The sequence below is a fragment of the Betaproteobacteria bacterium genome (assembly GCA_009693245.1).
Classification (GTDB): Bacteria; Pseudomonadota; Gammaproteobacteria; order Burkholderiales; family SHXO01; genus SHXO01.
The window spans coordinates 1-19,927 of the sequence record SHXO01000025.1 but is presented as its reverse complement, the minus strand read 5'-3'; the positions used below and the strand labels follow the sequence as shown (position 1 = coordinate 19,927).

Sequence of the window (19,927 nt, the reverse complement as noted above, 5' to 3'; positions counted from 1 at the left end):
CCATGATTCGAGTTTTCACGGTAATGCTACTTTGGGTAGCGGCGAGTTCTTTTATCTCCGAAGTGCGCGCGCAAGAAGTATTCGAACTGCAACCGGAGTACGTCTACGGCAAGAACCGCAAGCCCAAGATGGGCTACCGCAAACCGGAGGTTTTCGATCCGCTCTCCGACGAGTTCTACCAATCCGGTTACCGCGACTTCCCGGCCATCCCCGATGAATTGAAGGAGGTGGACGCCATGACGCGCACCCAGAAAATGGGCCGCATACTGGTGTGCGCCGATGGTTGGTTCTGGCCTTTCTCGCGCACGGCGCGCAAGAACGAGCCCGCCGGCATCGACATCGAGATCATGCAGGCCGTCGCCAAAAGAAATAATTGGGATATCAGCATCAACTGGGCGAATACGGGGACGCGTTTCGGCCAAGGCCCCGCCTTTCATGCCACCATAGACCGCGGCGTGTGCGATGTCTTCGTCGGCTTGACCATCACCGGCGAGGACCAGCATCTCACGCGCCACGCCATGCTGTTCTCCATTCCCTACATGAGTTCGGGTTTCGTGCTGGTGACGCAAGGGCCCGCGAAAGACGTCAAGATCTTGGACGATGTGAAAGCGCGCGGCATCAAGATCGGCGTGCCCGTGTATTCGCCCATCTACCGGTATGTGCAGGACAATGGGTTCGAGTACGAGGGCTTCTACCAGAGCCACATGGTCATCGAAGCCTTGCTCAAAGGCCAGGTGAACGTCGCGATGATCTGGTCCGGCGCGGTATCCCGGGCGCGGCTCGAACATCCCGAAGCGGAATTCGAAATGGTGAAGGGGTACGAGCCCATGGCGGAAATGCGCTGGAACAGTGCATGGGGAGTGAAGCAGAAGGAAGTGGAACTCATGCAATTCCTTAACGTGGCCTTGGCCCAAATGGTCAAGTCCGGCGAGATCCGCCGCATCGTGGAGCGCTACGGCATGCCTTACATGCCGCCTTTTTAGACGACTTTCAGGACATCCAATGATAGAAAAACTCATCCACTTGAGCGTCATGTCAGGCGGCTTGCTGCCCTTGATGGCGCTGGTGCTGCTGGTCACTCTGGCGGTCATCATCGAGCGCACTTACTTTTTTCACCGGGTGCTGAAAACCGGCCAGGCCATGGAGCACGATCTGCAACTCGTGGAATACCAGAACGCGGAGAAACTCCAGACTCTCGCGGCCCACTACGAAGGCTCCTTGCAACGCTCGCTTATTTCCTCGGCGCTCGCGTGCCGGGGAGAAGACGCGCAGACCATGGACCGCCACATCGAGGAATCCATCATGTGGCAGTTGCCCAAGATCGACAAGCACGTGTGGGTGCTGGACACGGCCGTGACGCTGGCACCGCTGATGGGTTTGCTAGGCACCATCATCGGCATGGTGCACGCCTTCGACATCCTGGGCACCTCCGGCGCGGGGGGCGCTGCCACGCAGATGGTCACCGGAGGTATCGCCGAGGCCTTGGTGGCCACGGGTGCCGGCCTTCTCATCGCCATCATCGCGGTATTGTTCCTCAACCACTTCAATAAGCGAATCCGCTTGGCCGCGCATCAGATGGACTTGCTTAAGGTGATGCTCATCAACCGCTTCTACGGCGGCGGCTCGGCCCATCACGGCGTGCCCGTGCGCGAAGCTCACGCGGCGAGCGTGAGCGCCATCAAAGCGGGGAGGGCATAGCCGTGATGCGCTCGCGTCCTGGGTACTTCGAGGCACACCGTCCGCGGGTGGAAGTCATTCCCATGATCGACATCATGATGTTCCTGCTGGTGTTCTTCGTGGTGATCTCCCTCAGAATGATCGCGGGCACGGGCGTGGCGATGGAGTTGCCCGGCTCCGCCACCACGCAGCAGATCAAGTCCTCCTCGGTGACGGTGGGCGTGACCAAGACTGGCGAGACCGCGGTCGAAGGCAAACCGCTCTCCGCGGATGCCCTACGCGCCAAACTCGCCGCCCTCAAGCCGCCGGTGGAAGTCGTGCTGGCCGGCGACAAGGATGTGTCCTTGCAGGCCCTGCTCAGTGTGATGGACATCGTGCGCGGTGCCGGCATCACCACCGTGGGCATCGCGGCGAAAGCGGACAAGAAGTAACCGTGCACGATACGGCGGCGCTGGTGGCGCGCGGGGCCCTGTGGGCGCGCCCGGAACACGAAGACCGAAGTGCGCTGCCATTGTGGAAAGCGGCGGCCCTCGCCGCTTTGCTCGAAGTGTTGCTTCCCGTCTTGGTGTTTGGCGTGGATTGGACTTTCTTGCCCAAGTGGGAGGAGCCCCCGCCCGCCAAAATGATGATCGTGGAGTTACGCGATCCGCCGCCGCTGGAACCGCCGCCACCGGAGAAGCCGAAGAAGGCCGATCGCCTACCGCTAACTCCCATCGAGTTGCCCAAACCCTTGCCTGGGGAAAAGCCATCCAAGATCCAATTCCCCGCACCGGTGGAGTTGAAACCGGAACCCAAGCCCGAGCCTGAAGAGCCCGAACCTGAACCCGAGCCGGAACCAGAAGCCCCGCTGCTTCCCTCTGTGTTTCAAGAAGCCAGGCGGGTTAAGAAAGTCCGCATCAAATATCCCCAAGAAGCCCAGAGCCAGCACATCCAGGGCCACGTGAAAGTGCGGCTGACGGTTTCAGCCGAAGGCATCGTGACGGATGCGGTCGTGCTTGCCGCCGAACCGCCAGGTGTGTTCGAAGAAGCCGTGCTGGAAGGCGTGCGCCAATATGTGTTCAAAAAAGACGGGACGAGTTACCAGGCGAATCAAGAGGTGATATTCAAGATTGATGAGTGATGATGCGCTTGAAGTACCGAAGGGCGCCAGACTGTAGCGGCCGGCGGGTTACCACGTAGCGGGTTACCACGTATCCACCCACGCCCGTTTCTTTCCCGTTCGTGGCGCCGCCGGCGGTAACGATCGTAGCCCGGCCATGACCCATGAGCGGGTGTCGGCGGGGTCGATCACGTCGTCGATCTCGAACAAAGTGGCGGTGCTCAGCGCCTTGCCGCGTTCGTAGGCAGCGGCGACCATTTCATCGAACTTGGCCTTGCGCTGCACCGGATCGGTAATGGCTTCCAACTCCTTGCGGAAGCCGAGTTTGACGGAGCCTTCCAGATTCATGGGACCGAATTCGCCGGTGGGCCAAGACACCGAAAACATCGGCAGGTGAAAACTTCCGCCCACCATGCCTTGCGAGCCCAGGCCATAGGCCTTGCGTAGTACCACGGAGAAGATCGGCACCGTAAGGTTGGCGCCCACGACGTAAAGGCGGCAGCAGTGGCGTACCAGCGCGGTACGTTCGGCTTCGGGGCCCACCATGTTGCCGGGTGTGTCGCACAGCGAGAGCACCGGGATGTCGAAAGCATCGCACAGTTGCAGAAAGCGCGTGGCCTTGTCGGCGGCGTCGCTGTCGATGGCGCCGCCCAGCACCATGGGATTGTTGGCGATGAGTCCCAGCGGTCTGCCCTCGATGCGGACGAAAGCCGTGATCATGTTGGTGCCGAAATCGCGCCGTAGTTCCAATACGGAGCCGTGATCGACCAGCAGATCGATAACGCGGCGCACATCGTAGACGCGCAGCCGGTTCTCCGGAATGCTGTCACGCAGCCCTTGTTGGTCCGGGCAGGTCCAGCCCTTGAGGGAACCCTGGAAATACGACAGATATTGTTTGGCCTTGCGCACCGCCTCGGCTTCATCGGCCACGACGATGTCGATCACGCCGTTGCGCCGCTGCACGCTGGAGGGGCCGACTTCGTCGGGATGAAATACGCCAAGCCCGCCCCCCTCGATCATGGCGGGGCCGCCCATGCCTAGGGAAGTTTTCTCGGTGGCGATGATGACGTCGCAACATCCCGCGACCACGGCGTTGCCCGCGAAGCAGCGGCCCGAGACGACCGCCACCAAGGGCACCAGGCCGCTCAATTTACCGAGCAAGGTAAACGCCTTGATGTTCAACCAGCCCGCCGTGAGATGGTCGGTATCGCCGGGGCGCCCGCCGCCCCCCTCGGCGAAGACGACGAGCGGCAAACGCCACTGCGCGGCGACTTCGAACATGCGGTCCTTCTTCTCGTGGTTCTTGACGCCTTGCGTTCCCGCGAGCACCGTGTAGTCGTAGGACATGGCGGCACATCGCGCATCCACGTCGGGGAAGAGTTCGCCGTTTATACGGCCGATGCCCATCACCAGACCGTCCGCGGGAGTACGCGCCATCAAATCTTCCAGGGTGCGGCGGCTGCGCTGGGCGGCGACGGCGAATGCGCCGTACTCGTGAAAACTCCCTTCATCGCACAGATCGGCGATATTTTCCCGCGCGGTGCGAAATCCCAGCTTGCGCCGCTTCTCCACCGCATCGGGCCGGGCGGCATCCAGGGTGAGAGCGCGGCGTTGTTGCAGTTCGGCAAGATCGGAGCGGAGGTGGCCGGGAGCCATGGAGGCCTCGGGTTCGGCGAGATCCTGCCGCGCATCCGTGGCATCCACGATCATGAGGGCGCTGCCTTCCATCAAGGTGTCGCCTTTCTCCGCTCGAATCTCGCGTACGGCACCCGCCACGCCGGATACGACCACATGCTCCATTTTCATGGATTCAATGACGGCCACCTGTTGCCCGCGGCGCACGGAGTCTCCCGCGCCTACATCGATGCTCACGATGGTTCCGCTAATGGGGGCGGCGATCGCTTGGGTGCCACCGGGTATTGGCACGCCGCTTGGCGCCGAGGTGGTACTTCGCTGGCCATGAGCCAAGATCGCAAGCGGATCGGCGGGATCCACCTTTCTCGCGCTAGGACTTGCAGCTTGCGCTTCCGCGTAGCGGCGCGGATGGGAGTTGGGCGCGCAGAGCGAGGCCAGGTTATCCTCGATGAATGCCGTGTACCACTGCCCGCTGGCGACATCAGGATTTGCAAGCAAGTTGAGCAGAAACTCGCGGTTGCTGGAAATCCCCAAGATGCGAAACTCCGCCAGCGCGCGCTGTGCCTTGGCAACGACGGAGTTCAAATCCGTGGCATGCACAATGACTTTCGCCAAAAGAGAGTCGAAGCGTGCATTGCTCCGGAAGCCCGTGTACCCGCACGTGTCGACGCGCACGCCGGGCCCCGCGGGTAGATCGAAGGCTTCCAGTACGCCGCTCGCGGGACGCACCATTCCATCGGCGGACAGGGTTTCCGAGTTGACCCGGACCTGCATCGCCATGCCGCGCGGGGAGGGCGCCGCGAGCAACCCCAGTTGCCGCAAGGTGTGGCCCCCGGCGATTGCCAACTGCACGCGCACGAGGTCAGTACCGGTCACTTCTTCGGTGACCGTGTGCTCCACTTGCAGGCGCGGGTTGGCCTCGATGAATACGAACTCGGAGGCCTGCGTGGTTTCTTGCTCCACAAGGAACTCGAACGTGGCCAAGCTGCGCAGTTGGATGCGGCGCGCCATGAGAAGTGCCGCCTCTATCAGCCGGTCGCGCAGCGCGGACGCAAGCCTGGGCGCGGGCGCGATCTCCACCAGCTTCTGCCGGTTGCGCTGTAGGCTGCATTCGCGCTCCCACAGGTGCGCGACTTCGCCGGTGCCGTCCCCAACGATCTGCACCTCGATGTGACGGGCCCTTGGAAGAAGTCTTTCCACGTACACATCGCCCTTGCCAAAGGCTTTTAGCGCCTCGGACTGGCAGCGCGCGAAAGCCGAATCGAGATCCGCCTCACTGTGCACTGGCCGCATGCCTCGCCCGCCGCCGCCCGCGATGGCTTTGATCATTATGGCTGGATTGTTACCCAGCGAATGAAAGAACTCGCGGGCTTGCGCGAGCGAGGTGTTGCCATCCGTTCCGGGCAGGACGGGCACGCCGCACTGAATGGCCAGCCTTCGCGCCTGGCCCTTGTCGCCCAGGAGGGCCAACACCTCGGGTGACGGCCCCACGAAAAGGAGTCCTGCCTCGTGGCATTGCCGCGCGAACCGCGCGTTCTCGCTCAGGAATCCGTAGCCGGGGTGAATGGCATCGCACTGGTTATTCATCGCCACTCGAATGATCTGGGCGGCGTCCAGGTAGGCAGCCGGGCCCTGACCGGCCAGTGCATGGGACTCGTCCGCTTTCTTGGCGTGGCCGCCGTGATCGTCGTCCTCCGAGAAGACGGCATGGGAGAGAATGCCCAGTGCCGCGGCGCTACGAGCGATGCGGATGGCGATCTCGCCTCGGTTAGCGATGAGAAGATTCTTCAATGTCATGGAGGTGGGTCTTTGTAAAAGCGTTTCGGCGCGGAGTACACAGAGGAGATTTTCCTTTCCCGGCTTTTCAGATGGTGCCGTGCGTGCGCAACTCGGCGATTTCGCTGGAATTCATTGCAAGCCATTGCGTGAGAATCTCGCTCGTATGCTCGCCCAGCATGGGCGAAGGATGGCGAAGCTGCATGGGCGAATCGCCGAAGTGGACGGAAAAACCTTGCATGGGCACGGTGCCGGCCTTGGGGTGTTCCATGTTGAGAATCTGTCCGCGATGGGCGAGGTGAGGGTTACCGACGAGATCGGAAACGCGCGCCACCTTGGCGGAGGGCACGCCCAGGGCCTGGAGTTGGTCCAGGAGTTGTTGCGCGGTCAGGGTGCGTGTCCAGTCGGCGATATGTTGTTCCAGTTCGGCGGCGTGCCGCATGCGCGAGGTGTTGTCCTTGAAGCGAGGGTCGTTGGCCAACTCCGGATGGCCCATGGCCGCCATCAGTGCCTGAAACATGGGCTCGCCCGTGGTCGCCAGATGTACCCAGGCGCCATCGCTGGTGGGGAAAGTGTTGGCGGGCGCGCCATAGCGGTCGCGATTACCGCGTCTTTCCATCGTACGTCCAAGTAAGAGTTGTTCGGGGATGGCGGTCATTAACATGGACATGGCGGCATCGAGCAGTGCCACGCCAACCACTTGGCCCAAGCCCGTGCGCTGGCGCGCTTGCAGCGCGCCCAGGGTGCCGATTGTGGCGTACATGCCGGTCGAGTAGTCCACGATGTACGTGCCGGCCATGGTCGGGCGGCCATCGGGCTCGCCGGTAATGTCCATGATGCCGCTCATGGCCTGGGCGATCACATCGAAGCACGGCTTGCGCGACAAAGGCCCGCTTTGTCCAAAGCCGGAGATGCGGGTCACGATGAGCCGTGGATTGATGCTCTTGAGCGTGGCTTCGTCAAACCCCATCTTCTCGATGGTGCCGGGGACGAAATTTTCGACGAGCACGTCGGCCTGGCCGAGCAACTTTTTCAGGACTTCCTTTCCCCCCTCCGAGCGCAGATCCAGCGTGAGACTGCGCTTGTTGCGGTTGAAGACCATGGTGTACAGACTTTCGCCTTCGATGAAGGGCGCGAAGGAGCGGCTGTTCTCGCCGCGCCCGGGCGGTTCCACCTTGACGACATCCGCCCCCATGTCGCCCAGGAGCATGGCGCAGTAAGGCCCGGCGATGAAGCGCGATAGGTCCACCACTCGCACGCCATCCAGCGCTCCGGCGTTCATGGGCGGGCTACCTTGGGCGAGTTAGTCTTTTCGAAAGCGCGCGATCACGCCGGGATCGGGGTCGAACCCCAGGCCCGGTCCCGTGGGAATCGAAATCTTTCCTTGCTTTGGCACGATGGCACCGCCGTAGAGCGTGGTCTCCATGTCCACGAAGAGCCACTCCACGGGAGTCACGGTGCGAAAGGTGGAACTCAGATGCAATCCCGCCAAGTAGCCCGGGCCGAAGTACGGCGTATGGGGAATTACCTGCACGTTGTGCACCGCCGCCACGGCCGCCACTTGGCGCAACTCCGTGATGCCCCCGATCTTCGTCGGGCTCGGTTGGGCGATGTCTACCGAGCCCGCTTCGAACATGTGCCGGAAGCTCATTACGGTGGGGCAGTTCTCGCCCGCGGAGATGGGAATCCCGCAGGTTCTGCGTACATGCGAGAGCGCGGCGTAGTTCTCCGGTGGCCACACCGGCTCTTCCAGCCAATGCAGATCGTATTCGCGGAATTGGTTTGCCATGTTTACGGCTTCGCCCTGTGTCCAAGGACAGTTGGTGTCCACCATCAGTTTGGTGCCAGGGCCTGCCGCCTGCCGGGCGGTGCGCACCTCGGGCACCGCGATCTCGTGCAGCTTCACGTACTCGTATCCGAGTTTGACGGCGCGGGTCGTCGCGGCAGCCACCTTTTTGGAGTCGTGATAGGGCATGAGGCTCGCGTAGCACGGTAGGGAAGCGTGCGCGGCGCCGCCGAGAAGTTGGTTAACCGGGAGCTTCGCCCGCTTGCCCGCGATGTCCCAAAGCGCGATGTCGATCCCCGACAAGCCGAATATCACCGGGCCGCCGCGGCCGAACAGATGCAGCTTCTGCAGCATCTCCGCCATCAAGGGTCCGCCGGCCGTGGCATCGCGCCCGATGAGCAGTGGTGCGATTATCCGATCCAGCGCCGCCTTCGTGGCGGGAATGACGTTGTACCCGAAGGCTTCGCCCCAGCCCGTGATGCCCTCATCCGTTTCTACCTTGACGAGCAGAGTGTCCACGGTGGACCAGGTCTTACCGCCAAAGCCGGTATCGCCGTCGGTGGGTAGAAAGGGGATGCATACCAAGATCGTTTCGATGGACGTTATTTTCATGGGCGTTGGCGGAGCGCTTACGTGAAAGGGCGAGATGACAATGCGATGGCACAGTATAGTGCGCAGCGCGGGGATGTAAGGGCCGGCATCGCTTGGCCTTGTAGAATGTCAAACATGCGAGCCACCGCTTCTGCCTCCACGAATACTTCGCTCTCGTCATTTGAATTTTGCACGGGTGCGGGCGGCCAGGCCCTTGGTCTCGAGGCGGCAGGTTTTGCGCACGCCGCCGCCGTCGAGACCGATGCCGCCGCATGCGCAACGCTGCGAGAGAACCGACCAGGCTGGAACGTGATCAACCAAGACGTTCGCGAGCTATCGGGGCGAGCCTATTCCGGCGTGGCATTGCTTGCCGCGGGAGTCCCTTGCCCGCCGTTCTCCGTTGCTGGAAAGCAGCGCGGAGCCGATGACAGCAGGGATCTCTTCCCCACGGCATTGCGCTTGGTCTCGGAAGCGCGGCCGAAGGCGGTGATGCTGGAGAATGTTCCTGGTCTTGCGGGCGCGCGCTTCGCGGAATACCGGCGGCATCTGTCCGAAAAATTGCAGGCGTTGGGTTATAGCGTGTTCTCGCGGGTCTTGAACGCGCGCGACTTTGGTGTGCCCCAGCTCAGGCCACGGTTTATTCTCGTTGGGTTGCGCGCACGGGCGGCATCGCGTTTCGCGTGGCCTACCACAGTGGGAGAGCCTCCTTCCGTCGGCGATACCCTTGTGGATTTGATGTCCTCGAGGGATTGGCCAGGAGCGCATGCCTGGGCGAACAAAGCGCGGGGCGTTGCCCCGACTCTGGTGGGAGGATACAAACTTCACGGCGGCCCGGACCTGGGGCCCACGCGGGCACGCAAGGCGTGGATGGATCTCGGTGTCGATGGCTGGGGCGTTGCGGATGTGGCGCCGCCCGCGGACTATCCGGTTGACGGCATTCCCCGGCTGACCGTTCGAATGGCGGCACGCATACAGGGTTTTCCCGATGACTGGGTGTTCTGCGGCAAGAAGACCGCAGCCTACCGCCAGGTAGGGAATGCTTTTCCGCCACCCGTGGCCGCCGCGGTCGGCAACGCGATTGCACGGGCTATTCATGGATTGGCTCCAACACGTGCTTCAGTCTAGTTTTCCACTCCGGCGTGACTTCGGCTAGGCGGGCAACGCCTTACCGCCCAAAGCCGCGCGCTGAAATTGCGCGCAACATGTCCGCGATACGCTCGGAATGTAATGCCGTGGAGGGCGATCTTGGCCGTGCGTTGCACCGGCTAGGGTTTCGCTATCGAAGATACGTACAAAAGCTTCCCGGCCGCCAGGATCTAGTGTTCGTCCGGCAGCGCGTTGCGGCGTTCGTGGACGGTGACTACTGGCACGCACGGCTGCTACGCGAGCAAGGCCTGGCGGCACTGAAGCGCTACTTCAAGCCCTCACAGCTGGCATACTGGATCCCCAAATTCTTACGCCGGGCCGAGCGCGACGCCGAGGTCAACCAAGAACTGCGCTCCCTCGGCTGGAAAGTGATCCGTCTTTGGGAGAGCGACGTGGAGAAGAACGTGGACCGCGCCGCAAAACGGGTCGCAACCCTGCTTACAAGGTATAAAGTATAGATCTGACCCTTTTTCTACAATAGTTCTACAATAGGGTCAGATCTATACTTTATAGGTGGGCTATCCTTGAAGCCAGATTTCGCTTTCGGCGCACCATTCTCGGAGGGCGCGCTCGCTCTCCTTTGCTTCGTAGGCGTACCAAGCTTCCAGGCGGTCTTCGCGTTCGAGTAGGTCCTTGAAGCGCGCGTACGCACCGCGCTTGCGGAAGTAGTCGCACACCTCGTCGTAGGAGCCGGGCAGTTGTTCCGCCGCGAATTCGAGGGCGAGATTATTGCCGAGATTCAGATCGTTCTTGTGGGGGACCGCGATGTAGAGGGTCCCGTCGTCTATATCGTCTGGGATGGGATCGTCGCTGTCCGCGATTTCGGAGACCCAGTGGATTTTTCCGGTCAGGCGGGATATGTAGGCGGAGTTTTCCATCGGTTGTCCGAAGCTGACCCAGGAGAAGGCGATCTCCAGGTCCGCGAAGCTTACTGGGACGCCCATTGGCGGACGCCGGCTTTGCGTCCAGGCATCGAGTTCGGCGCGAGCGCGCTTCTCGGCTTCGTCCATATAACTTTGCGGCACGCTGCGCGCCGTGAGTTCCACGCGCAGGCCATTGGGATCGAAGAAGTAGATGGACTGGATGATGTGATGGTCCGTGATGCCAATGACCGCCACCCCTGCTTGCTTGAGGCGCTTCTTGGCGGCTTCCACTTCCGCGACCGAACCCAGTTCGAGGGCGATGTGGTTGACCCAGGCGGGTGTGTTGGGCGAAGGTTCGGCGGCCGTGCGGTCGCCCAGATCGAAGAAGGCGATGCAGGAACCGTCGCCCATGCGGAAGAAGATGTGGACGTATGGGCAGCGTTCGCCCGTCGAGGGCACGACTTCGGACTTGATGACGTGAGCCAGAGGAAGGCCGAGCAGGTCTTCGTAAAAGTGGCGGGTTTCCTCCGCGTCTCTACAGCGCCAAGCGAAGTGGTGAAGACCCTTGATGGAGATTGGATCTGGCTGGGAAGCTGGCACCAAGCGGCACCTCAGAGAGACTCGACAAACTTGACCAGCGCCTCCCGCTCCGCCCTGGAAAACCGCTTGAACGTTTCGCGAGATTCTTCCGCTTGCCCGCCATGCCAGAGGATGGCCTCGGTCACGTTCCGTGCGCGGCCGTCGTGCAACAGATCACTGTGCCCGTTCACCGTACGCAACAAGCCCACACCCCATAGCGGGGCCGTGCGCCATTCGCGGCCGCTGGCCTTGAAGTCGGGGCGGCCGTCGGCGAGTTCCTCGCCCATGTCGTGCAGCAGCAGATCGGTGTACGGATGGATCACCTGGTTGGCGGCGGCGCGAATGGCGGGCTTCGCATCGGTCTTCAACTCGGAAACGTGGCACACGCTGCATTGCGCTTGCGCGAACAGGGCTTCGCCTTGCTTCACGGCTGGGTCGTTGATGTTGCGGCGGGCTGGCACGGCCAGGGTTTGCAGATAGAGCGTGATGTTGGAGAGCCTGCTGGGTACCACTTCCGGGCGGAACTGGTTGCCCGTACAGCCACCTTGGCCGCCGCATTTGGATGCCGAAGGCAGTTCTAGACAAGCCTTCTGAAGGGGCGGGCAATTCTCCTCGGGGAACAGGTAGGTGGTGGCACCGACATCGCCGAAGAACGCCGCCGCGGTCTGCTGGCGGATGTTAGGCTGGTTGGCCTTCCAGCCGAAGCGTCCCAGCACGGTGAGTTCGTTCTCAACGTCCCAGACGTAATTGGGCTTTCCTGCCATGCCGTGGGGCTCCTGCGTTTTCGCCAGCGCAAGGATCGTCTTTTCGGGCACGGCTTCCAGGAGCCCAATGCCCACCATGGCCTGAGCGGTGCGCACGGAATACAGGGTGTCCTTGCCCAAATCGCCGAATTGCAATTGGGTGAACCGCACCTTTGGAACGCGTAGGGTGACTTTTTCGCCACCGGGTAATGCCACTTCCTTGGCATCGTAGGTGATGACCGCCTGCCCTTCTTCCGGAACCCGGCCGGGTACGCCGCGGTTCTGTAGCTGGTCGCCATAGACGGGGTGGGGGAGGGGGCCGCCGTTCTTATCCGCACCAGGAATGCTCAGGCGCACGAGCACTCCGCGCTCGGCGGTCTTGCCGTGCTCGGTGGCGCCCGCGCGGCCGTTGTTTTCGTGGCAATGGGAGCAGCGGTCTTCGTTGAAGGTCGGGCCTAAGCCCCACACTCCGTTCTCCGGTGCCACGACCCATTGCTCGTGGAATTGCTCCTTGCCCATGGCAAAGGCGGTCATCTGCTCTTTATCCAGCATGGACACGGGCAGATCGAAGGCGTTGGGGCCGGCTTCCGGGGTGGTGAAGCTACCTGCCGATAAAGCGGCAGGGTCCAGCGATTCGGTATTACCTATGGCCAGAGAGGCCGCCGAACAGACCAACGCGAAAACAAATCCTTGCCGGTTCATCGGGGCACTCGCGTCAGTGATCGTGTTCTTCCCAGGGGCTGTGCTTTACTTCTTCAGGAATCCAGATGGTCTGGTAGACCTTCTGAAGAGCGGCTTCCTTCTTGATCTCGTCGCTTTCCGAGAGCTTGGCGTACTTCGCTTCCGTGGGGCTGCTGAAATTCTTGGTGTTCAGGTTCGGCGCGCTCATGACCTTGCGCAGCCCACTATTGCATTGCGGGCATGTTTCGGGACGCGCGTCGTTGATGCCGTGCCGGACCTTGAAGATGGTGAGGCACGGATCACAGGCATATTCATAAAAAGGCATTTGGGTTGTCCTCCACAACGTAAAAGGGCCGGCCCCACGCGGAACCGGCCCTCGATCCTACCAGAATCACGCCCTTGGTTAGGCGAAGGCGGTTTTCATGATTTCCGCTTTGGCCGACATGGCCTTGGTCTTATCGATATTCCAGATGCGCGCCGCGTTTTCGCCGAAGACTTTGCGGCGGATCTCGGGCGTGATCTTGGGATAGCCGTGGCCCTCGACCAACTGATCGGGAATCTGGAACTTGCGGAAGGCTTCGATCTGCCATTGCGGGTTGCCCCAGAGCAGCGAGTCGGTACCCCATAACACATAGTCCGGACCCAGATCGCGTAAGAGGCTGCCGATGACGTGGGCGCACTCCAGCGGACGGCTTGACACCGTCGCGGCGAAGGTGGAGCCCACTTCGCAGTACAGGTTCTTACGCTGCGGCTTGAAGCCCTTCATGGCGCCCAGTTCCGCGTGATACGGCCACGCGGAGTGGTAGGCGATGAAGTTCAAGTCCAGGAAGTCGTCCGCCGTGGCGTCGAAGTCCTCGCAGTGGGCGTAACGCGCATAGAACTGGCCGAACGGAATGCCCTTGTGGCAGCCGATGTTCTTGATGCCCAGCTTGCGGCACTCTTCCCACATGGGGTAGGCGAGTTTCTCGTCGTCGAACCACCAGCCTTTCTTCTTCGTGGAGTCGAAGGTGTAGAGCTTGAGGCCCGAAACCTTGTACTGCTCGGCGTACATCCGTAGGCGGTCCAGCGTCACGCTCAGGCCATGGTTGGGGGTTAGGCCGCCCGCCAGCATCATTGTGGACTCGGGCCATGCATCGCGTACCTTGACCTGGTAATCGATGGGGATCATGTCCTGGTTGCCATAATCCTCGCGGAAGCCGAAGGGGTTGAAGATACCGAAGGTGGTGTCGCTTTCCTTCAGGATCATCTTGCCGTAGTTCTCCACGTTCATGTCCTTCGTGCCGTTCTTCATGCCGAAGGCCTTGCCTAGATCGTCCAGCAACTGCACGAACCACATGCCGCGCGTGCTTGCGTTCACCCCTTCCACATAGTGCCCTGGGCGGGTGCAAACGTGGGTGTGCACGTCGACGATGAAATCGCTGCTGGCGCGCGCAACCTGGGTGGCCTCGATCTTGGCGTCGGCGTCAGCGGCTTCGGCCTCGCCTACTTCGAAAAACTTCATGCCGGTGACTTCGTTGGCTGCCGCCATGGCTGCCGTGAAGCCGACGGAAGACTTCAGGAAGTTGCGGCGAGACATGCCCGCTTTCTTCGCGTAATCGTCCATCTTGTCGGAGATCTTGGGTCCCATGTTCCCGGCGAGGAACATGGAGGTGCCCACCTCATCTCCATTGAAGGGATCCATGGGCATGTGCTCAAGGCCCTTGAAGTGCTGAAGGATGTTGTATTCCATGTTTTAACGACTCCTCCTGATTAATTAATGTAATTACGAATGACACTATGCGAATGCTACAGACCTGTGCTCGCGCTTGCCGCGCTTGAAATACTCAGGCCCGGTGAGCGTAGGCTGATGGCATAGCGGTGTCAATAGTCGGAGAATCGATCGAGAAAAAAACTCCACGAATTAGCATGCTGCTTCGCACAATGCTAAGCGTGAACAGGGCGAATGCGCCACCCATGAGTACAATGCAGGCCAAGGTTGTGGCCATGGCCGTGACCGAACCAAGCGGATCGATTTGAGGAGCTACTATGTTTACGAAAAGCGCGCAGAGCATGCAATTGATTCCCGCCTGGTACGACGGTGCCGAGCGCACCATTTTGCGCATGAGTCCCGAGGAAGGCCGGATTCAATTGGTGCGCCTGAAGAAAGGTGCCCAAGCCAAGCGCCATCTTCATCAAGCCCCCGAAGATGTTCTGGTGATATCCGGCAAGATCAGGATTGGCGGACACACTTTGGGCGCGGGCGATTATTTATTTACCGACCAAGGCGAGGAGCACGATTTGGTTGCGCTGGAGGATTCGGTGTTCTACGCCGCCACCGAGAAACCGGTGATCGTCACGGAGACTTGACGTACCCGTGAGTGCGGAACAAGGGAAGGGAAGCGCGAAGTCTCCCACCGTTCTCGTATGGGACTTGGCCTTGCGGCTGTTCCACTGGTTGCTGGTGGTATTGGTCATCACCTCGTGGACTTGTGCTCAGATAGGCGGCAACGCCATGGAAATCCACGAGTCGAGCGGACTTGCCATTCTGACTTTGGTGCTGTTTCGAATCTTGTGGGGATTTTTCGGTTCTCACCATGCACGCTTTGCCAACTTCGTGCGCGGCCCCGGAGCCCTGTGGCGGTATTTCCTATCCCTGCGTGCCGCCAGGCCGCTCGCCTTCGTGGGGCATAACCCGCTGGGCGCGTGGTCTGTCCTGGCGATGCTGGCGTGCCTGCTGGTGCAAGCGGGCACCGGTCTGTTCTCCAACGACGATATCATGATGGAGGGGCCGCTGGTGAAGTGGATTTCCAAGGACGCCAGCGATGCCATCACCAGAATTCATCACGCGAACTCCAGCGTGCTCCTGGCGCTCATCGTTCTTCATACCGGCGCCGTGCTCTATTACCTCATCGCCAAGCGCGACAATTTGATTGCGCCGATGATCACCGGACGTAAGCAGGTGGCGGACAATTCGGCCTCCACGGAGCACGCAGGCGGGCTGCTGCCGCAGGCGGCCATCCTATTGGCCGCCTGCGTGGCCGCCGTGTATTTTTTGGTGCGCTGAATCGGCCAGCGGCGGAACCGTGGCCGCCCCGCCTTCGGCGCTTATTTGTTGCGATAGTTGTCGTGGCACGCCTTACAAGCTTTGCCCGTTTCCCCCAACTGCGCTTTTAGGGCGTTGAAGTCGCCAGCCTTCGCGACCTCCGCCAGCTTGGCGGTTTCTTGCTGCATCTTCTCCAGCTTCGCCTTGAAGTCGTCCATGTTTTGCCAGATCTCGGGCTTGGCCTTGGTGTCGCCGGACTCCGAGCCGGGGATGAAGCCCTCCAAGGGCAGCCTGCTCACGAACGCGATATTCGCCGCGCGGCGAATGGCCTCGTCCTTGTCGTAGGGTTTGTCGCCCTTCGCCATGGCGGCGAGGGGCCCAAAGTTCCAGCCCATGATGGCATACACCGATTTTCGATACTTGATGGCGTCCTCGGGCTTGGCCTGCGCGAAGACACTGCTCGTTGCGGACAACGCTACCACCATCCCGAGGGATGCCAGAATGACCTTCATGTGTTCTCCTTTATAAGTGGGTACCAGCGAAGCGCGAGCATCATAACAAGTAACCCATGATGCCAGGGCGGTCACACATCCCAGGGGTTGGGCGCCTCGGTGTTCAGCGCGTACTTTTCGATGGCCTGCTTCACGAGCTTGCGATCCGCGCTGCCCTCGCCGGCCAGTGCATCGAGCGCGGCGGTCACGACGTGATGCCGGTCCACCTCGAAGAAATTGCGTAGCGCGGCGCGTGAATCGCTGCGGCCGAAGCCATCGGTGCCCAAGGTGACATAGCGGCGCGGCACCCAGGTACGAATGAGATCTGGCACGGTGCGCATGTAATCCGTGGAGGCGATGACCGGGCCGATGGTTTTGTCTAGGCACTGTTCGACCCATGTCTCGCGTGATTTCTCGCCCGGGTGCAGCCGGTTCCAGCGCTCCGCGGCCAAGCCGTCGCGGCGCAATTCGGTGAAGCTCGTCACGCTCCACACACTGGCCGGTACGTTCCAGTCTTTTTCCAGCAACTCGGCCGCCGCCAATACCTCGCGCAGTATCGTCCCCGATCCCAGCAACTGCACGGACGCCTCGCGCCTCGCGCCTCGCGCCTCGCGCACGCAATACATTCCCCGCAGAATACCTTCTCGCGCCCCTTCCGGCATGGTGGGATGAACGTAATTCTCGTTCATCACCGTCACGTAATAGAACACGTCTTCCTGTGCCTCCAACATGCGGCGCATTCCGTCCTGGATGATGGTCGCGACTTCGTAGCCGAAACTGGGGTCGTAGGCCACGCAATTTGGAACTGTGGAAAATAACAGGTGACTGGAACCATCTTCGTGCTGGAGACCTTCGCCAGAGAGCGTGGTGCGTCCCGCGGTCGCGCCCAGCAAGAAGCCGCGCGCGCGCGAATCGGCCGCCGACCATATCAGGTCGCCAATGCGCTGAAAGCCGAAGCACGAATAGAAGATGTAGAAGGGCAGCATGGGGACGCCGTGCGTGCTATAGCTAGTGGCCGCGGCGATCCAAGAGGATATGGCGCCCGCTTCCGTGATGCCTTCCTCCAGAATCTGGCCGTCCTTCGCCTCCTTGTAGTAGAGCAATTCGTCGCGGTCTTCCGGTTCGTAGAGCTGTCCGAAGGGCGAGTAGATCGCGACTTGGCGGAACAGCGACTGCATGCCGAAGGTGCGCGCCTCGTCCGCGACGATGGGGACGATGTGCTTTCCAAAATTCTTGTCGCGCAGAATTTGCGACAGCATCTGCACGAAAACCATGGTGGTGGACTGGTCACGCTCGCCGGTGCCCTCCAGCAACTTCGCGAAGGAGGCGAGGGCGGGCACGCTGAAACTCTCCGCCTTGCCCTTGCGCTCGGGCATGTAGCCACCGAGTGCCTGGCGGCGGGCGTGCATATACTTCATCTCGGCGCTGTCCCCGGCGGGTTTGAAGAAGCGCAGCGCGCTCACATCCTCATCGGAAATGGGCACCGAGAAGCGGTCCCTGAAGGCGCGTAACGCTTCATCATCCAACTTCTTTTGCTGGTGCGTGGTCATCTTGCCCTGGCCCCAATGCCCCATGCCGTAGCCCTTCTTGGTCTGCGCCAGGATCACCGTGGGGCGCCCGGCATGCGCCATGGCGGCGTGGTACGCGGCGTAGATCTTGACGGAGTCGTGGCCTCCGCGCTTGAGACGGTCGATATCCTCGTTGGAGAGATGCGCCACGAGCGCTTGCAATTCCGGGTACTTGTTGAAGAAGTGCTCGCGGTTGAATTGGCCGTCGGTGGCGGCGTATTTTTGAAACTCGCCGTCCACGGTTTCGTGCAAGCGCTTGAGGAGGATGCCCTCGGTGTCGCGCAAGAACAAGGAATCCCAATCCGAGCCCCACATCAACTTGATCACGTTCCAGCCGGCACCGGCGAAGAGGCCTTCGAGTTCCTGGATGATGGAGCCGTTGCCCCGCACGGGGCCGTCCAGGCGTTGCAGATTGCAGTTGACCACGAAGATCAAATTGTCCAGGCCTTCGCGCGCGGCCACGGCCAAGCCAGCGATGGACTCGGGTTCGTCCATCTCGCCATCGCCTGGGAAGCACCACACCTTGCGCCCGGTTGTTTTGAGCACGCCCCGGTCTTCGAGATAACGCATGAAGCGCGCTTGGTAGATGGCGGTGATGGGACCAAGTCCCATGGAGCCCGTGGGGAATTGCCAGAAGCTTGGCATCAGCCACGGGTGGCAATAGGACGACAATCCCTTGCCGGCGGTTTCTCTGCGGTAATTGGCGAGTTGCTCTTCGCTCAACCTGCCTTCCAAGTAGGCGCGCGCATACACGCCGGGGGCGGAGTGGGGCTGAAAAAACACCACGTCGCCCTCTTGGCCCGCGCGGAAAAAGTGATTGAACCCGACATCGAAGAGGTCCGCCGCCGACGAGTAAGTGGCGATGTGCCCGCCCAGTTCGGGATTGTCGCGGTTGGCGCGCACCACCATAGCAAGGGCGTTCCAGCGCACGAGCGCGCTAAGCCGTGCCTCGACTTCCAGATTGCCGGGAAATTGCGGTTGCTCGGCCAGCGAAATGGTGTTGCAGTAAGGCGTGTTGAGTACCGGCGGCAACGGTACGCGCTTGGCACGTGCGTGATCCAGAAGCTTGCGCAGCAGATAGGTCGCGCGCTCCGGTCCCACTTCCTCCAGGACCGCGGTGAGGGCGTCGAGCCACTCCTTGGTTTCGGTGGGGTCGGTATCCTTCGGCAACACGCGCCAGAAACCGGCATGGGCGAGTTCGTTGAACTTGGAGGGTTGCGACAAATCGGTCATGGTTAACGCGCTTGGATTTAGGGCGGTTGGGGATATTTTTCAGCGGCGGATCGTACTCTTTTCGGCACGAAACGTGGTTTTGTTAACTGTAGCGTTAAGGCAAATATTCGGCATAGAATGCTTCAATTTTGGAAGTTAAAGGTACTTTATGCCGAAAGACGAGCCCGATACGACAGACTGGAAAATCCTTGGGTTGCTGCAAAACGACGCCCGGTTGTCCAACGTGGACTTGGCGCATGCCGTGGGCCTCTCGCCATCGCCTTGTCTCGCGCGCGTGCGAGCGCTTGAAGAGGCGGGATATATTCACCGGCACGTTTCGCTGCTGGACCCCATCAAGGTCGGATTGAAGGTGAGCGTGTTCATTCAAGTGACCTTGGAGAAGCAGATCGAGGCAAGTCTGGAGAAGTTCGAATCCGCCATCCGCGACCGGCCCGAGGTGATGGAGTGCTATCTGATGACGGGCGATGCGGATTATTTGCTGCGCGTCGTGGTGCCAGATTTGCAGGCCTTGGAGCGCTTCATCCTCGCCTTTCTATCGAAGGTGCCTGGCGTGGGAAATATCAAGTCGAGTTTCGCGCTGAAGCAGGTGAAGTATCAAACCGCATTGCCCTTGCCGTCCGTCAAGCCACCGGGCGAGCGTTCAACGCGTCGTAAACGCTGGGCGCGGGCCTAGGATTCCTCTTCCTTCTTGAGTTTCTCCCAGAAAGCAGGATCCTCCCAGAAGGCCTTGGCCTTTCGAATGTTGCGCGTGGCATCCTTGACCAACTCGTTCTTCGCCGTTTCATTCACGAAACAGTAGAGCTTGTCCTCCGGCGAGATCCACACCACCTCGCATCCGGTTTTGTTTTCGCCGCCGTTGGCGAGACTTAAGGGCACCTCTAATAATCCCTTTTCTACGACGGATCTCTTACCGCGTTAGCGAAATGAGTTTCATTCTCGGCCAGGTGACCTTCAGTCGGGTTATTTCTCGCCTTTCAAGGCGTTTTGCGAGCCTCTTCACTGGCTTTGTATCAAACTTACCCAACTGCACACGGATT

19 protein-coding genes are annotated in these 19,927 nt (G+C 61.0%); 9 read left to right on the top strand and 10 right to left on the bottom strand.

What is annotated here, in order from left to right:
- Positions 1-2: 2 nt before the first annotated feature.
- The 4 genes from EXR36_06000 to EXR36_05985 are packed head-to-tail and all read left to right on the top strand — an operon-like array spanning position 3 to position 2,797.
- A complete protein-coding gene (locus tag EXR36_06000; GenBank protein MSQ59197.1) occupies positions 3-983 on the top strand; it encodes a transporter substrate-binding domain-containing protein in 981 nt (326 codons plus the stop codon).
- A gap of 19 nt (positions 984-1,002) precedes the next feature.
- Positions 1,003-1,698 (top strand): MotA/TolQ/ExbB proton channel family protein, encoded by a 696-nt coding sequence (locus tag EXR36_05995; protein ID MSQ59196.1) that lies wholly within the window; start codon positions 1,003-1,005, stop codon positions 1,696-1,698.
- Between the two features lie 2 nt (positions 1,699-1,700).
- Positions 1,701-2,108 (top strand): biopolymer transporter ExbD, encoded by a 408-nt coding sequence (locus EXR36_05990; protein ID MSQ59195.1) that lies wholly within the window; start codon positions 1,701-1,703, stop codon positions 2,106-2,108.
- Positions 2,109-2,110: 2 nt separating this feature from the next.
- A complete protein-coding gene (locus EXR36_05985) occupies positions 2,111-2,797 on the top strand; it encodes an energy transducer TonB (protein ID MSQ59194.1) in 687 nt (228 codons plus the stop codon).
- A gap of 63 nt (positions 2,798-2,860) precedes the next feature.
- Here EXR36_05985 and EXR36_05980 read toward each other — a convergent pair whose 3' ends face one another.
- From EXR36_05980 to EXR36_05970, 3 genes are all read right to left on the bottom strand, one after another.
- Positions 2,861-6,208 (bottom strand): carbamoyl-phosphate synthase large subunit, encoded by a 3,348-nt coding sequence (locus EXR36_05980; GenBank protein ID MSQ59193.1) that lies wholly within the window; start codon positions 6,206-6,208, stop codon positions 2,861-2,863.
- Positions 6,209-6,275: 67 nt separating this feature from the next.
- Positions 6,276-7,469 carry a CoA transferase gene (locus EXR36_05975; protein MSQ59192.1) on the bottom strand — a complete coding sequence of 398 codons (1,194 nt, stop codon included), beginning with the start codon at positions 7,467-7,469 and terminating at the stop codon, positions 6,276-6,278.
- A 21-nt stretch (positions 7,470-7,490) separates the two neighbouring features.
- Positions 7,491-8,585, bottom strand: a complete 1,095-nt coding sequence (locus EXR36_05970; GenBank protein ID MSQ59191.1) for a mandelate racemase/muconate lactonizing enzyme family protein — start codon at positions 8,583-8,585, stop codon at positions 7,491-7,493.
- 114 nt (positions 8,586-8,699) lie between these two features.
- Here EXR36_05970 and dcm point away from each other — a divergent pair, with 114 nt between their 5' ends.
- Together dcm and EXR36_05960 are read left to right on the top strand one after the other, a co-directional pair.
- Entirely contained in the window at positions 8,700-9,689 is a 990-nt protein-coding gene (gene dcm / locus EXR36_05965; protein MSQ59190.1) for a DNA (cytosine-5-)-methyltransferase, read from the top strand.
- Positions 9,690-9,766: 77 nt separating this feature from the next.
- Positions 9,767-10,168 carry a very short patch repair endonuclease gene (locus tag EXR36_05960; GenBank protein MSQ59189.1) on the top strand — a complete coding sequence of 134 codons (402 nt, stop codon included), beginning with the start codon at positions 9,767-9,769 and terminating at the stop codon, positions 10,166-10,168.
- 60 nt (positions 10,169-10,228) lie between these two features.
- Here EXR36_05960 and EXR36_05955 read toward each other — a convergent pair whose 3' ends face one another.
- From EXR36_05955 to EXR36_05940, 4 genes are all read right to left on the bottom strand, one after another.
- Entirely contained in the window at positions 10,229-11,149 is a 921-nt protein-coding gene (locus EXR36_05955; GenBank protein MSQ59188.1) for a VOC family protein, read from the bottom strand.
- Between the two features lie 35 nt (positions 11,150-11,184).
- Positions 11,185-12,597 carry a thiol oxidoreductase gene (locus EXR36_05950; protein ID MSQ59187.1) on the bottom strand — a complete coding sequence of 471 codons (1,413 nt, stop codon included), beginning with the start codon at positions 12,595-12,597 and terminating at the stop codon, positions 11,185-11,187.
- Positions 12,598-12,610: 13 nt separating this feature from the next.
- The gene (locus EXR36_05945) at positions 12,611-12,901 is read right to left on the bottom strand and encodes a zinc ribbon domain-containing protein (GenBank protein MSQ59186.1); all 291 of its coding nucleotides are present in this window, start codon (positions 12,899-12,901) and stop codon (positions 12,611-12,613) included.
- Positions 12,902-12,979: 78 nt separating this feature from the next.
- On the bottom strand, positions 12,980-14,305 hold the full coding sequence (locus tag EXR36_05940; GenBank protein MSQ59185.1) for a hypothetical protein: 1,326 nt from the start codon (positions 14,303-14,305) through the stop codon (positions 12,980-12,982).
- A gap of 296 nt (positions 14,306-14,601) precedes the next feature.
- Here EXR36_05940 and EXR36_05935 point away from each other — a divergent pair, with 296 nt between their 5' ends.
- Together EXR36_05935 and EXR36_05930 are read left to right on the top strand one after the other, a co-directional pair.
- Positions 14,602-14,922: a cupin domain-containing protein gene (locus tag EXR36_05935; protein MSQ59184.1), complete on the top strand. Its 321-nt coding sequence runs from the start codon at positions 14,602-14,604 to the stop codon at positions 14,920-14,922.
- A gap of 7 nt (positions 14,923-14,929) precedes the next feature.
- Positions 14,930-15,619 carry a cytochrome B gene (locus EXR36_05930; protein MSQ59183.1) on the top strand — a complete coding sequence of 230 codons (690 nt, stop codon included), beginning with the start codon at positions 14,930-14,932 and terminating at the stop codon, positions 15,617-15,619.
- 41 nt (positions 15,620-15,660) lie between these two features.
- Here EXR36_05930 and EXR36_05925 read toward each other — a convergent pair whose 3' ends face one another.
- Both EXR36_05925 and mdeB read right to left on the bottom strand, forming a co-directional pair.
- Positions 15,661-16,110: a cytochrome c gene (locus EXR36_05925; GenBank protein ID MSQ59182.1), complete on the bottom strand. Its 450-nt coding sequence runs from the start codon at positions 16,108-16,110 to the stop codon at positions 15,661-15,663.
- Positions 16,111-16,181: 71 nt separating this feature from the next.
- The gene (mdeB, locus tag EXR36_05920; GenBank protein ID MSQ59181.1) at positions 16,182-18,890 is read right to left on the bottom strand and encodes an alpha-ketoglutarate dehydrogenase; all 2,709 of its coding nucleotides are present in this window, start codon (positions 18,888-18,890) and stop codon (positions 16,182-16,184) included.
- A gap of 148 nt (positions 18,891-19,038) precedes the next feature.
- Between mdeB and EXR36_05915 the strand changes: the two genes are divergently transcribed.
- Positions 19,039-19,563, top strand: a complete 525-nt coding sequence (locus tag EXR36_05915; protein ID MSQ59180.1) for an Lrp/AsnC family transcriptional regulator — start codon at positions 19,039-19,041, stop codon at positions 19,561-19,563.
- Here EXR36_05915 and EXR36_05910 read toward each other — a convergent pair.
- Positions 19,560-19,766 carry a hypothetical protein gene (locus EXR36_05910; protein ID MSQ59179.1) on the bottom strand — a complete coding sequence of 69 codons (207 nt, stop codon included), beginning with the start codon at positions 19,764-19,766 and terminating at the stop codon, positions 19,560-19,562. The two genes, EXR36_05915 and EXR36_05910, sit on opposite strands and share 4 nt — an antisense overlap.
- Between the last annotated feature and the right edge of the window lie 161 nt (positions 19,767-19,927).

Bases quoted from the DNA above. Each gene is read 5' to 3' on its own strand.
- EXR36_06000 (MSQ59197.1), top strand. From the start codon at position 3: ATGATTCGAGTTTTCACGGTAATGCTACTTTGGGTAGCGGCGAGTTCT.
- EXR36_05995 (MSQ59196.1), top strand. From the start codon at position 1,003: ATGATAGAAAAACTCATCCACTTGAGCGTCATGTCAGGCGGCTTGCTG.
- EXR36_05980 (MSQ59193.1), bottom strand. From the start codon at position 6,208: ATGACATTGAAGAATCTTCTCATCGCTAACCGAGGCGAGATCGCCATC.
- EXR36_05975 (MSQ59192.1), bottom strand. From the start codon at position 7,469: ATGAACGCCGGAGCGCTGGATGGCGTGCGAGTGGTGGACCTATCGCGC.
- EXR36_05970 (MSQ59191.1), bottom strand. From the start codon at position 8,585: ATGAAAATAACGTCCATCGAAACGATCTTGGTATGCATCCCCTTTCTA.
- dcm (MSQ59190.1), top strand. From the start codon at position 8,700: ATGCGAGCCACCGCTTCTGCCTCCACGAATACTTCGCTCTCGTCATTT.
- EXR36_05960 (MSQ59189.1), top strand. From the start codon at position 9,767: ATGTCCGCGATACGCTCGGAATGTAATGCCGTGGAGGGCGATCTTGGC.
- EXR36_05950 (MSQ59187.1), bottom strand. From the start codon at position 12,597: ATGAACCGGCAAGGATTTGTTTTCGCGTTGGTCTGTTCGGCGGCCTCT.
- EXR36_05945 (MSQ59186.1), bottom strand. From the start codon at position 12,901: ATGCCTTTTTATGAATATGCCTGTGATCCGTGCCTCACCATCTTCAAG.
- EXR36_05940 (MSQ59185.1), bottom strand. From the start codon at position 14,305: ATGGAATACAACATCCTTCAGCACTTCAAGGGCCTTGAGCACATGCCC.
- EXR36_05935 (MSQ59184.1), top strand. From the start codon at position 14,602: ATGTTTACGAAAAGCGCGCAGAGCATGCAATTGATTCCCGCCTGGTAC.
- EXR36_05925 (MSQ59182.1), bottom strand. From the start codon at position 16,110: ATGAAGGTCATTCTGGCATCCCTCGGGATGGTGGTAGCGTTGTCCGCA.
- mdeB (MSQ59181.1), bottom strand. From the start codon at position 18,890: ATGACCGATTTGTCGCAACCCTCCAAGTTCAACGAACTCGCCCATGCC.
- EXR36_05915 (MSQ59180.1), top strand. From the start codon at position 19,039: ATGCCGAAAGACGAGCCCGATACGACAGACTGGAAAATCCTTGGGTTG.